Annotated in this window: 11 protein-coding genes and 1 tRNA gene; 8 read left to right on the plus strand and 4 right to left on the minus strand. The window is 61.8% G+C overall.

The genetic code is table 11. The features are described 5' to 3' along the window. Positions 1–51: 51 nt before the first annotated feature. Positions 52–666, minus strand: coding sequence for a ribonuclease D (locus V3C85_RS02375; RefSeq protein WP_331793470.1), 615 nt, complete (start codon positions 664–666; stop codon positions 52–54). Between the two features lie 55 nt (positions 667–721). Further along, positions 722–806: transfer RNA gene (locus V3C85_RS02380), tRNA-Leu, on the minus strand. A gap of 171 nt (positions 807–977) precedes the next feature. On the opposite strand from V3C85_RS02380, the gene V3C85_RS02385 reads away from it, so the two are divergent. The 8 genes from V3C85_RS02385 (at position 978) to fzlA (ending at position 11945) form a co-directional block, all read left to right on the plus strand. After that, positions 978–1964 carry a complex I NDUFA9 subunit family protein gene (locus V3C85_RS02385; protein WP_331793471.1) on the plus strand — a complete coding sequence of 329 codons (987 nt, stop codon included), beginning with the start codon at positions 978–980 and terminating at the stop codon, positions 1962–1964. Between the two features lie 3 nt (positions 1965–1967). Next, positions 1968–2768, plus strand: coding sequence for an undecaprenyl-diphosphate phosphatase (locus tag V3C85_RS02390; RefSeq protein WP_331793472.1), 801 nt, complete (start codon positions 1968–1970; stop codon positions 2766–2768). Positions 2769–2929: 161 nt separating this feature from the next. Beyond that, positions 2930–4366 (plus strand): NAD(P)-dependent oxidoreductase, encoded by a 1437-nt coding sequence (locus V3C85_RS02395; RefSeq protein ID WP_331793473.1) that lies wholly within the window; start codon positions 2930–2932, stop codon positions 4364–4366. Between the two features lie 136 nt (positions 4367–4502). Next, a complete protein-coding gene (locus V3C85_RS02400; protein WP_331793474.1) occupies positions 4503–5216 on the plus strand; it encodes a hypothetical protein in 714 nt (237 codons plus the stop codon). Continuing rightward, positions 5203–5832, plus strand: a complete 630-nt coding sequence (locus V3C85_RS02405) for a hypothetical protein (RefSeq protein WP_331793475.1) — start codon at positions 5203–5205, stop codon at positions 5830–5832. Before V3C85_RS02400 ends, V3C85_RS02405 begins: the two co-directional genes overlap by 14 nt. A gap of 4 nt (positions 5833–5836) precedes the next feature. After that, positions 5837–10375, plus strand: coding sequence for a glutamate synthase large subunit (gltB, locus tag V3C85_RS02410; RefSeq protein ID WP_331793476.1), 4539 nt, complete (start codon positions 5837–5839; stop codon positions 10373–10375). Positions 10376–10454: 79 nt separating this feature from the next. Further along, the gene (mtgA, locus tag V3C85_RS02415) at positions 10455–11186 is read left to right on the plus strand and encodes a monofunctional biosynthetic peptidoglycan transglycosylase (RefSeq protein ID WP_331793477.1); all 732 of its coding nucleotides are present in this window, start codon (positions 10455–10457) and stop codon (positions 11184–11186) included. 93 nt (positions 11187–11279) lie between these two features. Continuing rightward, the gene (gene fzlA / locus V3C85_RS02420) at positions 11280–11945 is read left to right on the plus strand and encodes an FtsZ-binding protein FzlA (protein ID WP_331793478.1); all 666 of its coding nucleotides are present in this window, start codon (positions 11280–11282) and stop codon (positions 11943–11945) included. On the opposite strand, the gene V3C85_RS02425 is transcribed toward fzlA, so the two are convergent. Both V3C85_RS02425 and dxs read right to left on the minus strand, forming a co-directional pair. Next, the gene (locus V3C85_RS02425; protein ID WP_331793479.1) at positions 11946–12980 is read right to left on the minus strand and encodes an AbrB family transcriptional regulator; all 1035 of its coding nucleotides are present in this window, start codon (positions 12978–12980) and stop codon (positions 11946–11948) included. Positions 12981–13049: 69 nt separating this feature from the next. Further along, positions 13050–14963 carry a 1-deoxy-D-xylulose-5-phosphate synthase gene (dxs, locus tag V3C85_RS02430; protein WP_331793480.1) on the minus strand — a complete coding sequence of 638 codons (1914 nt, stop codon included), beginning with the start codon at positions 14961–14963 and terminating at the stop codon, positions 13050–13052. Positions 14964–14969: the final 6 nt, after the last annotated feature.

The following is a 14969-nucleotide window of genomic DNA, read 5'->3' on the forward strand; positions in this document are numbered from 1 at the left end:
CGCGTCGCGCCAAGGCCAACCAGTGTTCAGCCGTGGTCGGCGGTGGCCCGCCTAGTGCTGAAAAATATCGGTCGGGGCATCCCAGCCCAAGAGGTCAAGTTCGGCCCGTGTGGGCAGGAAATCAAACAGACGTTGCGCCAGATCCATCCGGCCTTCGCGGATCAGGCGCTTTTCCAGTTGGGCCTTGAGTGCATGCAGATGCAGCACATCTGACGCGGCATATTCCTTTTGCGCCTCGGTCAGTGTTTCGGCGCCCCAATCGCTGGTCTGCTGCTGTTTTGACACATCAACACCCACCAGTTCAGCCAGCAGATATTTCAGCCCGTGACGGTCTGTATAGGTGCGGATCAGGCGTGACGCGATTTTCGTGCACCAGACCGGCGAGGTGGTGACCCCAAAGGCCTGCTTCATCGCGGCAATGTCGAATCGGCCAAAGTGAAACAGTTTCAGCGTCTTGGGGTCGGCCAGCAGGCGTTGCAGATTGGGGGCGCTGGTCTGGCCAAGCGCGATCTGCACCAGATGGGCATCGCCCGATCCATCGGCCAGTTGCACAACACATAACCGGTCACGCCGGGGATCAAGCCCCATGGTTTCTGTATCAATTGCGACGACCGGGCCAAGGCGCAGGCCATCGGGCAGGTCGTTTTTGTGCAGGTGAATGGCCATGGCGCACCCCGAAAAGGCAAAGGGTGCGAACCTTGCGGTCCGCACCCTTGGCGAATGGTGCCCAGAAGAGGACTCGAACCTCCACGCCTTGCGGCACTGGTACCTGAAACCAGCGCGTCTACCAATTCCGCCATCTGGGCAGATGTCGTGGGGCGGTGTTTAAGCGGGCGGTGCGGGGGTGTCAACGGGGGTCAAGCATGTCTTTGAAGAAATTTGTCGCGGGGGGTGAAATGGCCTTTTGCCTTGCCGACGGGGGGGCAGAAAGCTATGGAGAAGCTAACTTTTGCACGGCCTGAGGAAGGGTTCTTCGGATGAGCAATCTTGTCACGATTTATGGCGGATCTGGTTTTGTTGGTCGCTATGTCGCGCGGCGTCTGGCCAAGGAAGGCTGGCGGGTGCGCGTGGCTGTGCGTCGTCCGAATGATGCGATGTTTGTTCGGCCCTATGGTGTGCCCGGCCAGGTAGAGCCGGTTCTGTGCAACATTCGCGATGATGCCAGTGTGCGCGCCGTGATGCAGGGGGCCACAGCGGTGGTCAACTGCGTGGGTATCTTGAATGCCGTTGGCAAGAACAAGTTTGATGCGGTTCAGGCCGAAGGTGCGGGCCGTGTGGCGCGGATTGCGACAGATATGGGTGTGGCCCAGTTGGTGCATATCTCGGCCATCGGGGCCGACAAGGCCAGCGACAGCGCCTATGCCCGCAGCAAGGCCGCTGGCGAGGACGCGGTTCTGGCCGCCTTTCCCAAGGCTGTGATCCTGCGCCCCAGCGTGATTTTCGGCAATGAAGACCAGTTCTTCAACCGCTTTGCCAGCATGGCGCGGATGGGGCCGATCTTGCCGGTGGTGGGGGCAAACACGCGGTTCCAGCCGGTTTATGTCGATGATGTTGCCAAGGCTGCGGTTCTGGGCGTGCAGGGCAAGGCCGCGCCGGGTGTCTATGAGTTGGGCGGGCCCGACGTGGCGACATTCCGAGATCTGATGCGTGAGATGCTGGGCGTGATTCGTCGCCGTCGTCTGGTGCTGAACATTCCGCGTTTTGTGGCCATGATCATGGGTGGCGCCTTTGATCTGATGCAGGCCGCAATCGGCGGGTTGATTGAAAACAAGATGCTGACCCGTGATCAAGTGCGCAATCTGGGCCGTGACAATGTGGTTGCAGACGGGGCCAAGGGCTTTGCTGATCTGGGGATCACGCCAACCGCGCTGGATGCCGTTTTGCCGGAATATCTGTGGCGCTATCGGCCCTCGGGTCAGTTTGCGGCCATCAAGGAATCGGCAAAGAACCTTAAGCGCGTCTGATCCGTGGAAAATCTTGGCCTTTCCGCTGTTCTTGGCCTGCTGGAGGGGCTGACCGAGTTCATTCCGGTATCTTCGACGGGCCATCTGCTGTTGGCGGGGCATTTTCTGGGCTTTGAAAGCCCCGGCAATACCTTTGAGGTGGTGATCCAGCTTGGCGCGGTTTTGGCGCTGTTTTCGGTTTATGCGGCGCAACTGACGCGGTTGGCCCTTGCCGCCCGCAGCGATCAGGCGGCCAAGCGGGCCTTGGTCGGGCTGTTGCTGGCGTTTCTGCCGGCCGTGGTTGTGGGCTTGCTTGCGCATGATTTCATCAAGACGGTGCTGTTTGAGACACCCATGTTGATCGCCATCAACCTGATCTGGGGTGGGGTGGTCTTGTTGTTGATTGATCGCATTGCCCCCAGGGCGGTGCATTTTCAGGCGCTGGATCTTCCGTTGCGCAAGGCCTTTTGGATTGGGGTGTGCCAGTGCGTGGCGATGATCCCCGGTGTGTCGCGGTCTGGGGCCACGATTGTGGGGGCGTTGATGCTGGGCGTGGAAAAGCGTGCAGCGGCCGAGTTTTCGTTTCTGCTGTCATTGCCCACGATGGGGGCGGCGGTGTTCTATGATCTGCTGAAGTCTAGAAATGATCTTGATTTCAGTGCTTTGGCTGACATTGCCGTTGGCTTTGCCGTGGCGTTTCTGACAGCCCTGGTCGTGGTCAAGGCGGTGTTGGGCTATGTGGGCCGGCATGGCTATGCGGTGTTCGGATGGTGGCGAATCATCGTTGGTTTGACTGCGGTTGTGGCGCTGACACTGGGGTTTTAGGTATATAGGTAAATCTTGCTGACCTAAAATTCACAAAAAGGGTTACAAAAACTGACCTGAATGCCCCGAAAGTGACAATTAGGTAAGCATGGCTGACTTTTATTCCCGCAAGCGAGGGGGTAAGAAGGCGCACCGGTGGAATCCGTCAGGGAGGCGCAGTCGTGGCTACGCAGAAAATGCTTAAATTCGTGAACGTCTCGAAAGAGATGCCCGAGAAACGCCCGGCCAATTTGCGCGCCCAGGATTTCCATGAGATCTATCGTGAATACGCTGCCGAAAAGGCGGCCGAGCAGGCGAGTCGGTGCAGCCAGTGTGGCGTGCCCTATTGCCAGTCGCATTGCCCGTTGCACAACAACATCCCGGATTGGCTGCGTCTGACCGCCGAAGGCCGTCTGGAAGAAGCCTATGAAATCAGTCAGGCCACCAACACCTTTCCTGAAATCTGTGGCCGCATCTGCCCGCAAGACCGCCTGTGCGAAGGCAATTGCGTGATCGAGCAATCGGGCCATGGCACTGTGACCATCGGGTCGGTCGAGAAATACATCACCGATACCGCCTGGGAAAACGGCTGGGTCAAGCCGATCAAGCCCGCGCACGAGCGCGGTGAAAGCGTGGCCATCATTGGCGCCGGCCCCGGTGGCCTTGCGGCGGCGGATGTGCTGCGCCGCAAGGGCTATCAGGTGACGGTCTATGACCGCTATGATCGCGCCGGTGGCTTGCTGACCTATGGCATTCCCGGCTTCAAACTGGAAAAACCCGTTGTCATGCAACGGATTGAGCAGTTGGAAGCGGGGGGTGTGACCTTTGTTCTGAATTGCACCGTGGGTGTGGACATCAGCTTTGATGCCATTCGCGGCCAACATGACGCTGTGCTGATCGCCACCGGCGTTTACAAGGTGCGCGAGATCGAGGCCCCCGGCGTTGGGGCGGCGGGTATTGTCAAAGCGCTGGATTATCTGACGGCCAGCAACCGCAAAAGCTTTGGCGATGATGTGCCCGAATTCGACTCGGGCGAGTTGAACGCCGAAGGCAAGCGCGTTGTGGTGATTGGTGGCGGTGACACGGCGATGGATTGCGTGCGCACGGCCATTCGCCAAGGCGCGCAATCGGTGAAGTGCCTGTATCGCCGCGACAAGGCCAATATGCCGGGCAGCCAGCGCGAAGTGCAGAATGCCGAAGAAGAAGGTGTTGATTTCGTTTGGCTTTCGGCCCCCAAGGGTTTTGTCGGTGGTGCCGAGGTTGAGGGCGTGATGGTGCAGAAGATGCGCCTTGGTGCCCCCGATGCCAGTGGCCGCCAAACGCCCGAAGTGATTGAGGGTGCCGATTATGTCGAACCCGCCGATCTGGTGGTGCAGGCCTTGGGCTTTGAGCCGGAGGCGATCCCGTCGCTGTGGGGTGTGCCGGAACTGGCCGTGACCCGGTGGGGCACGATCAAGGCCGATTTCCGCACCCATGCGACCAGCCTGCCGGGCGTCTATGCCGTGGGTGATATTGTGCGCGGCGCATCGCTGGTGGTGTGGGCCATTCGGGATGGGCGCGAGGCGGCAGAGGCCATCGCCACCTATCTGAAAGCGGCTGAGGTTGTGGCGGCCGAGTGACCCGAAGGGGCTGGTATTGCACAGTCACCGGGCGTGCACCCCCTGTGCAGACGAAAGATGTTCGGCGGCCTGACGCCCTGAATGTGCCCCGACAGAAATGTCAGCCTTGCTGACGCAAGACACGGAAGGAGAGACGATGCGACATCTGATCCTTGCAGCAGCGGTGGCGTTGCCCCTTCCGGCTTTGGCGGGGTCTTTCGTGCCCCCCGATGGCTGCGAAACCTTTATGACGGTGCAATCGCGCCAGTGCCGGGTGTCGAACCACTATAAATGCAGCGCCGATCCGGCGGGCGACCAGTGGCGGGCCGATTTCGACCAGCAGGGGCCGTTCTTTCTAAGCCGCATCGACAGCGAGGCGCAGTGGGTGGAAAGCTATGATCTGGGCCCGGTGCCGACGCTGCAAACGCTGGCGCCGAATCCCGACGATCCGGCCAGCTTTTCCGAATTGCTGACCACGCAGATTGATACCTTTGCCTTTGAGTTGACCCATGACAACACGGGCAACACCAAGGTGACGGGGTTTGACCGGCTGACAGGGCGCAGCGTGACGATCGACGGCATTGTGCTGGCCGAGACGGAGTTTGAATTCACCGAAACCGATCTGGCGGGCACGATGCTGCGCCAGTCGCGGGGGCGTGAGTATATTCACCGCGACTGGCGGTTGTTCTTTGCCGGGCCATCGGAATGGAATGGCGGGGATGGCACCTTTTTGCCCATTGATGGCAGCCCCGTGCAGTTCATCTTTCCTGGCGAGACCGGTTTCGCGGCGACCGAGCCGTTGTTTGACTGCGATCCGCTGATGACGAATTTTTCGCCAGCGCCAAAGGAGTTGGGCCGTGACGATCTGTGATCGTGTCAGCGGTGCCAGCCTTGGGGCGGCGGCGGCCCTGGAAGGGGCGGCCTTGATGGCCTGCCTGATGCCGGCCGGTGCCGCGATGGCGCAAGAGGCCGAGGCCGTGGTGCTGGATGTCAGCTATCTGGCGGCCCCGACTGACTGGTGCCCCGCCGATGCGGGGGTGCCGATGATTGTGGCGATGAATGGGCCGGACATCATCAAGGGGCCAAGCGAGACGCCGCGCAAGGTGCGCGAACGGCGCGGCGGTCAGGTCAGCATCACGCATTCTGGCCAGAACACCGCGGCCTTTCATCGGGCGGGCGATTTTTCCGGGCCGAAGGCCGAGGTGATTGGCCGCTTTGCCGCCGAGTTCCGGGCCTGTCTTGGGGCCCTTGATCGCCCGCGGGCGACCGGCGCCTGGCGCGTTGTCGGGCCGGATGGGGCCGAAGTAGAGGCGGGTGTTCTGGCGGATGCGCCGTTGGATCTGCCGCTTTTCGTGCCGTTCTTTCAGCCCGTTGCCGGGCCAGCCCAGGCCTATATGGCCCAATTTGACGACCGCCTGCTGTATGCGGCGGAAAAGCCGGCCCCCCAGGCCAATCAGACATTTCTGGCAAAACCAGACAAGGAGTAGCGCCATGACCAACTATGATGCAGACTGGGTGCGGGCCGAAGAAGCCAAGCGCGCGTGGCTGGATGCGAACGGTCTTTACAAGGCCGATGACGAGCATGCCTCGTGCGGGGTGGGTCTGGTTGTGTCGATCTCGGGCAAGCCCAGCCGGAAGGTGGTGGAAAACGGGATCAACGCGCTGAAGGCAGTCTGGCACCGGGGCGCTGTTGATGCCGATGGCAAGACGGGTGACGGGGCCGGCATTCATGTGCAGATCCCGGTCAAGTTCTTCTACGATCAGGTGCGCCGCACGGGCCATGAGCCGGACACGAAAAAGCTGATCGCTGTCGGGCAGGTGTTTTTGCCGCGCACGGATTTTGGTGCGCAAGAGCGGTGCCGCACGATTGTCGAGGCCGAAGTGCTGCGGATGGGGCATTACATCTATGGCTGGCGGCATGTGCCGGTGGATGTGAGTGTGCTGGGTGAAAAGGCCAATGCGACGCGGCCCGAGATCGAGCAGATTCTGATCCGCTGCGAAAAGGACATTGATCAAGAAGCGTTCGAGCGCGAGCTCTATATCATCCGCCGCCGGATCGAGAAGGCGGCGATTGCAGCGCAGATTCAGGGGCTGTATCTGTGCAGCCTGTCGTGCCGCAGCATCATCTATAAGGGTATGATGCTGGCCGAGCAGGTGGCGACCTTTTACCCCGATCTGCTGGACGAACGCTTTGAAAGCGCATTTGCGATTTATCACCAGCGCTATTCGACCAACACCTTCCCGCAGTGGTGGCTGGCCCAGCCCTTCCGCATGTTGGCCCATAACGGCGAAATCAACACGCTGAAGGGCAACGTCAACTGGATGAAGAGCCACGAAATCAGGATGGCGTCGAACAACTTTGGCGAGGCGGCCGAGGATATCAAGCCGATCATCCCTGCGGGGTCGTCTGACTCGGCGGCGCTGGATGCTGTGTTCGAGGTTCTGGTGCGGTCGGGCCGGTCGGCGCCGATGGCCAAGACGATGCTGGTGCCCGAGGCCTGGTCGAAGAACACCGGCGAACTGCCCAAGGCGTGGCAGGATATGTATGCCTATTGCAACGCGGTGATGGAGCCGTGGGACGGCCCGGCCGCCCTGGCGATGACCGATGGCCGCTGGGTTTGCGGCGGGCTGGATCGCAACGGCCTGCGCCCGATGCGCTATGTGGTGACGGGTGACGGGCTGCTGATCGCGGGATCTGAGGCCGGGATGGTGCCGGTGGATGAAACCACGGTGCGCGAAAAGGGCGCTTTGGGGCCGGGGCAGATGATTGCTGTCGATATGAAAGACGGCAAGCTGTATCACGACGCCCAGATGAAAGACCGCCTTGCCTCGGCCCAGCCTTATGGCGAGTGGATCGAGAAGGTTGTTGATCTGAACAGCCTGCTGAAAGACGTGCCGGAAACCGCGCTGTTTGAAGGGGCCGAGCTGCGCCGCCGCCAGATCGCGGCCGGCTTTACGGTTGAAGAGCTGGAGCAGGTTCTGGCGCCGATGGCCGAAGACGGCAAGGAAATGATCGCCAGCATGGGCGACGATACCCCGGCAGCGGTGCTGTCCAGCGTGTATCGCCCGCTGAGCCATTTCTTCCGGCAGAATTTCAGCCAGGTGACGAACCCGCCGATCGACAGTTTGCGCGAAAGCCGGGTGATGAGCCTGAAGACGCGCTTTGGCAATCTGAAGAACGTGCTGGATGAAAACAGCAGCCAGACCGAGATTCTGGTGCTGGAAAGCCCGTTCATCGCCAATGCCGAATTCGCCGTGATGGTCAAACAATTCGGCGAGTCGGTTGCGATGATCGACTGCACCTTCCCTGTTGGGCAAAGCCTGGATGATTTGCGCGTGGGGCTGGAGCGGATCCGGGCCGAGGCCGAGGATGCCGTGCGCTCGGGTGCGGCGCATATCGTGCTGACGGATGAACATCAGGGCCCCGAAAAGGTGGGGATGCCGATGATCCTTGCCACCAGTGCGGTGCATTCGTGGCTGACGCGCAAGGGGTTGCGCACGTTCTGTTCGCTGAACGTGCGGTCGGCGGAATGTATCGACCCGCATTACTTTGCGGTTCTGATCGGCTGTGGGGCAACCACGGTGAACGCCTATCTGGCGCAGGATACGATTGCGGATCGCATCAACCGGGGCCTGCTGGATGGCAGCCTGACCGATGCCACCCGCCGCTATCGCGATGCGATTGATGCGGGCCTGTTGAAGATCATGTCGAAGATGGGGATCAGCGTGATTTCCAGCTATCGCGGCGGTCTGAACTTTGAGGCCGTGGGTCTGAGCCGGGCCATGGTGAATGAATATTTCCCCGGCATGCACAGCCGTATTTCAGGCATCGGTCTGCACGGGATTGAGCAGAAGCTGGAAGATGTGCATGCGCGGGGCTGGCTGGGTGGCGCCGATGTGCTGCCGATTGGCGGGTTCTACAAGGCGCGTCGGTCGGGCGAAAAGCACGCCTGGGAAGCGCAGACGATGCATATGTTGCAGGCGGCCTGTGACCGGGCCAGCTATGACCTGTGGAAGCAATATTCGGCTGCGATGCGGGCCAACCCGCCGATTCACATCCGCGATCTTTTGGACATCAAGCCCCTGGGCAAGCCGGTGCCGATCGAGGAAGTGGAATCGATCACCAGCATTCGCAAACGCTTTGTGACGCCGGGCATGTCGCTGGGGGCGCTGTCGCCCGAGGCGCACAAGCTGTTGAATGTGGCGATGAACCGCATCGGCGCCAAGTCTGACAGCGGTGAAGGTGGCGAAGACCCGGCGCATTTCACGCCAGAGCCGAATGGCGACAACCCAAGCGCCAAGATCAAGCAGGTGGCCTCGGGCCGGTTCGGCGTAACGGCCGAATATCTGAACCATTGCGAAGAGCTTGAGATCAAGGTGGCGCAAGGGGCCAAGCCCGGCGAAGGTGGCCAGTTGCCCGGCATGAAGGTGACGGATCTGATCGCACGGCTGCGGCATTCGACCAAGGGCGTGACGCTGATTTCGCCGCCGCCGCACCATGACATCTATTCGATCGAAGACCTTGCACAGCTGATCTACGATCTGAAACAGATCAACCCGCGCTGCAAGGTGACGGTCAAGCTGGTGTCATCGTCGGGTGTGGGCACGATTGCCGCCGGTGTGGCCAAGGCCAAGGCCGATATCATCCTGATTTCGGGCCATAACGGTGGCACCGGGGCCAGCCCTGGCACCAGCATCAAATATGCCGGCCTGCCGTGGGAAATGGGCCTGACCGAGGCGCATCAGGTTCTGGCGATGAACAACCTGCGTGACCGGGTGACGCTGCGCACGGATGGTGGGTTGCGCACTGGCCGTGACATCGTGATGGCCGCGATGATGGGGGCCGAGGAATATGGCATCGGCACAGCGGCGCTGATTGCCATGGGCTGCATCATGGTGCGTCAGTGTCAGTCGAACACCTGCCCGGTGGGCGTGTGCACCCAAGACCCGGCGCTGCGGGCCAAGTTCACCGGCACGGCAGACAAGGTGGTGAACCTGATCACCTTTTATGCGCAAGAAGTGCGCGAGTTGCTGGCCAGCCTTGGTGTGCGCTCGATGGATGAGATCATCGGTCGCGCCGATCTGCTGACCCAGGTCAGCCGTGGGGCCGCCAATCTGGATGATCTGGATCTGAACCCGCTGCTGATCACCGTCGATGGGGCGCAGAAGATCACCTATGATCGCAGCAAGCCGCGCAATGCGGTGCCCGATACACTGGATGCCGAGATCATCAAGGATGGCCACCGATTCTTTGAAGATGGCGAGAAGATGCAGTTGTCTTATGCCGTGCGCAACACGCACCGCACCATCGGCACGCGGGCGGCCAGCCATATCGTCAAGAAGTTCGGCATGCGCAATACGTTGCAGCCTGACCATCTGACGGTGAAACTGGCCGGGTCTTGCGGTCAGTCGCTGGGGGCATTTGCCGTCAAGGGGCTGAAGCTGGAAGTGCAGGGCGATGCCAACGATTATGTTGGCAAGGGCCTGTCGGGTGGCCTGATCGTGGTGCGCCCGCCGCTGTCGTCGCCGCTGGACCCAAGCGAAAACACCATCATCGGCAACACCGTGCTGTATGGGGCGACGGATGGTTATCTGTTCGCCTATGGCCGCGCGGGCGAGCGGTTTGCGGTGCGCAACTCGGGGGCCAAGGTGGTGGTTGAGGGCTGTGGCTCGAACGGGTGCGAATACATGACCGGGGGCGTTGCTGTGATCCTTGGCCGGATTGGCGCAAACTTTGGCGCGGGGATGACGGGGGGTATGGCCTATCTGTATGACCCGACCGGCGTGGCCGAGGATTTCGTCAACCCCGAAAGCCTGGTGACCTGCGCTGTCAGCCATCCGCATTGGGAGGGCCAGTTGAAGGGCCTGATCGAGGCCCATGCCCGCGAGACCGGCAGCCGCAAGGCCGAAGCGATCCTGGCCAATTGGGAGGCCGAGCGGGTGAACTTCTTGCAGGTTTGCCCGAAAGAGATGCTGCCCCATCTGGCGGCGCCGCTGTCGATCGAGCCTGAGAAGGTTCCCGCCGAGTAAGCTGCGAAGGCCCCCCTTGTGGGGGCCTTTTGCTGTGGGGGCGGCTTGACCCCGCGCTTTGCCTCTGGCCTAAGAAGGCATGGCGAAACACGCAAAATCGACGGCCCGCAAAAAGGCCCCCGAGCGGGCCCCAAACCGCCCGTTGCGGCGGCGGCTGGCGTTTTGGGCGCTGCGGGGCGTGCTGGCTGTGGTGGGGTTTTTCGCCTTTCTGGTTTTGCTGTTTTCCTTTTTCAACCCCCCCGCGAATATCTACCAAGTGCAGGAATCGGTGCGTTTGGGCAGTATTGAGCGGGAATGGGCCGACTGGGAGGAGATTGCCCCGGTGATGGCGCGGTCGGTCGTGGCGGCGGAAGATGCGAATTTCTGCCTGCACTGGGGGTTTGACATGCGCGCGATCCGGCAGGCCGTGGCCGAGGGCGGCAATCGGGGCGCCTCGACCCTGTCGCAGCAGGTGACCAAGAACGTGTTTTTGTGGCAGGGCCGGTCATGGTTGCGCAAGGCGATGGAGGCGGCGCTGACCCCGGCGGTCGAGCTGATCTGGTCAAAGCGGCGGATTCTTGAGGTTTATCTGAATGTTGCCGAGTTTGATGAGGGCGTGTTTGGGGTGCAGGCGGCGGCGCGGCATTATTTTGGTGTTGAGGCCCGCGATCTGAGCGCGTTGCAGGCGGCGCGGCTGGCCGCGATCTTGCCAGACCCCAAGGGGCGCAGTGCCTCGGCCCCGTCGGATTTCGTGCGCAGCCGCACGCGGTCTATCATCTCGGGGGCCGAAACCATTGCCGTCGATGGCCGCGCCGATTGCTTTGAGGACTAAGCCCGCCGTGAAACCGGGCCTTGGCGCAAAGCGCATTGATCCTGCTGGCGGAGGGGGGTATCAGATGAGCGGCCTGACGAGAGCTTTTTGCGCATGATCCGCCTGTATCACTTCCCGCTGTCCCCCTTTTGCCGCAAGGTTCGGCTGACGCTGGCCGAAAAGCGGCTGGAGGTGGAGCTGGTTGAAGAGCGCTATTGGGAGCCGACACCCGACTTTCTGCGCCGCAATCCCGCGGGCAAAGTGCCGATCCTGAAGATGGACAGCCGGACGCTGAGCGAAAGCCAGGCGATCTGTGAATATCTGGACGAGACATTTCCCAACCCGGCGCTGATGCCGCGCGACCCCGATTTTCGCTATGAAGTGCGGCGCATCTGTTCGTGGTTTGACGACAAGTTCCATGACGAGGTGACGTCGAAACTGCTGTATGAGCGGGTGAACAAGAAGGTGATGAAGCTGGGTTACCCGGACAGCAAGAATGTGAAATCGGGCGCGGCCAGCATCAAGTTTCATCTGGATTACATGGCCTGGCTTTTGGATCAGCGCCGCTGGCTGGCGGGGGATCAGATGTCTTTGGCCGATTTCACGGCAGCGGCGCATCTGTCGTGCCTGGATTACATCAGCGATGTTGATTGGAATCGCAGCGCGGTGGTCAAGGACTGGTATGCCAAGATCAAGTCGCGCCCCAGTTTCCGCACCTTGCTGGCCGATCAGGTGCCAGGCTTTCCGCCGCCCGCCCATTACGCGGATCTGGATTTCTGATCAGCCTTTCGGCAGCAGCGTGAACAAGGGCTTGGCCAGCAGGATCACGATCAGGATACGCACCACATGGTGCAAGGCTACAAAGGCCACGTCGGCATTGATGGCAAGGGCGATCAGGCCCATTTCTGTCAGCCCGCCGGGGGCGAGGGCCAGAATGACCTGATCGGTGGTGACGCCGATCACGGCATGGATCAGCACGGCAAACCCAAGCGCGATCAGCAGCGTGGCGATGGTGGCCCAAAGGCTGAGCCATGCCGCGCGGGCCAGCACCATGGGGCGCACCCCGATAAAGCGGCAGCCCAGAACGGTGCCAAGGATGATCTGTGCGGCGATCACCACCGGCACAGGCGGCGCGCTGGCGGTGATTTCGGTGGCATGCAGCAGGGCGGACAACGCCAGTGGCCCCATGAAGGCGGGGGCCGGGAAATGCAGTTTGCGCCCGGCCCAGGCGCCGATCACGGCACTGGCAAGCAACAGCAGGGCATCGGGCAGGGTCAGCGGGGCGGTGCCGAAATTGGGCATGGCGCCGACGTTGCGCCCCTCGATCAGGCGGAACCAGATGGCGATCAGCGCCACGGTGATCACGATGCGCAAGGTATGGGCAAGGATGATGGCACGGACATCGGCGCCCTTTTCTTCGCCCAGTTCCACCATTTCGGTCAGACCTGCGGGCATACCGGCCAGATAGGCGGTTTGCCAGTCAGTCTTGGCGGCAAAGCGGTAATAGGGCACGGTGACCGCCGAGACGCAGAGCATATACAGCGCCAACAGGCCCAGAGATGTGCCCCAGGCCCCGGCCATGGCGATGAAATCGGGGGTAAAGCGCGCGCCCAGCATGACGCCGATCACGGCGACGGTGGCGGGGCGGATGCGATTGGGTGGCAGCACGGGGGCGCCAAGGATGGCGGCGGCCATGCTGGCAAACAGGGCCCCCAGCATCCAGGGCAGCGGCAGGCCGATCAGGTAAAAGCTGACACCGCCCAAAGCCCCGATACACAGGGCAAGGCTGATCTTGGCAAGCGGGGGCAGGGTCATCGGGGCATTCCTTCACGCCGGTTGTCGCGGCGCGAAGGGGAAATGTCCAGATCTGGTGTTTGGTTCCCGTCAGGCCCGTTTTGACAGGCTGGCAATGCCCAGCGTTTCCAGCACCTTTGCCTCGATCTGCGGGGCATCCATTCCGGCGATGCGATACATCGCCTCGGGGCTGGCCTGATCGATGAAGATATCGGGCAGCACCATGCTGCGGAATTTCAGCCCGCGGTCAAAGATGGCCTCATCGGCCAAAAGCTGGGCCACATGGCTGCCAAAGCCGCCAATCGCCCCTTCCTCGATGGTGATCAGCGCCTGATGGTTGCGCGCAAGGTTCAGGATCAGGTCACGGTCCAGCGGCTTGGCAAAGCGGGCATCGGCCACGGTGGCGCTGATGCCTTTGGCGGCAAGGGCTTCGGCGGCCTTGGACACCTCGGCCAGACGGGTGCCAAAGGACAAGAGGGCGACTTGGGTGCCCTGGGCCAGGATGCGGCCCTTGCCAATGTCCAGCACTTTGCCGCGGGTGGGCATTTCGACCCCGACGCCGTCGCCACGCGGAAAGCGGAACGCGATGGGGCCATCGCTCCATGCGGCGGCCGTGGCGACCATGTGCTTCAACTCGGCCTCATCCGCGGCGGCCATCACCACCATGCCGGGCAGGTTGGCCAGAAAGGCCACGTCAAAGCTGCCGGCATGGGTGGCCCCGTCGGCACCGACAAGGCCGGCGCGGTCGATGGCAAAGCGCACCGGCAGGCGCTGGATCGCCACATCATGCACGACCTGATCGTAACCGCGTTGCAGGAAGGTGGAATAAAGCGCGCAAAACGGCTTCATCCCGCCAGCCGCCAGACCGGCGGCAAAGGTGACGGCATGTTGTTCGGCAATGCCCACGTCAAAGCAACGCTTGGGAAACCGCTCGGCAAACAGGTTCAGCCCGGTGCCATCGGGCATGGCGGCGGTGATGGCCACGATCTTGTCATCGGCCTCGGCCTCTTGGATCAGGCTTTGGGCAAAGACCTTGGTATAGCTGGGCGCGTTGGAAATGGCCTTGGCCTGCTGGCCTGTCAGCACATCGAACTTGCCCGTAGCATGGCCCTTGTCGCGCGCGGCCTCGGCCGGGGCATAGCCCTTGCCCTTTTTGGTGATGACATGAATCAGCATGGGCCCGGTGGCGCGCTGTTTGGCGGCGCGCAAGACGTGCAAAAGCTGATCAAGGTCATGGCCATCAATCGGGCCTATGTAGCTGAAGCCCAGTTGTTCAAACAGGGTGCCCCCAACGGCCATGCCTTTCAGCATCTCCTTGGCCCGCAGCGCCCCTTCGCGCAGCGGTGGTGGCAACAGGCTGGCAGCCCCCTTGGCCACGGCCTTCAATTCGTCAAAGGGGCCATCGGCGTAAAGCTTGGTCAGATAGGATGACAGGGCCCCCACTGGCGGGGCAATCGACATTTCATTGTCGTTCAGAATGACGAACAGGCGCTTGTTCAGATGGCCTGCGTTGTTCATCGCCTCAAACGCCATGCCGGCTGACATCGACCCATCGCCGATCACGGCAATGGCATCGCCCGGATCGCCGCCCAGATCGCGGGCGGCGGCAAAGCCCAGCGCCGCGCTGATCGAGGTTGAGCTATGGGCCGCGCCGAACGGATCAAAGGGGGATTCGCTGCGCTTGGTAAAGCCAGACAAGCCGCCTTCGGTGCGCAGGGTGCGGATGCGGTCACGCCGCCCGGTCAGAATTTTGTGCGGATAGCACTGGTGGCCCACATCCCAGATCAGCTTGTCACGCGGGGTGTCGAAGACGGCATGAATGGCAACGGTCAGTTCGACGACGCCAAGCCCCGCCCCCAGATGCCCCCCCGTCACGGAAACGGCGGAAATGGTTTCGGCCCGCAACTCGTCGGCCAGCATGTGCAGATCGCGGTCTGACAGGCCCTTCATATCGGCGGGCACGCGAACACGGTCAAGCGTGGGGGTGACGGGGCGATGGGTCATGGCGTG

This window comes from Pseudotabrizicola sp. L79, from assembly GCF_036553525.1.
Taxonomy (GTDB): domain Bacteria; phylum Pseudomonadota; class Alphaproteobacteria; order Rhodobacterales; family Rhodobacteraceae; genus Pseudotabrizicola.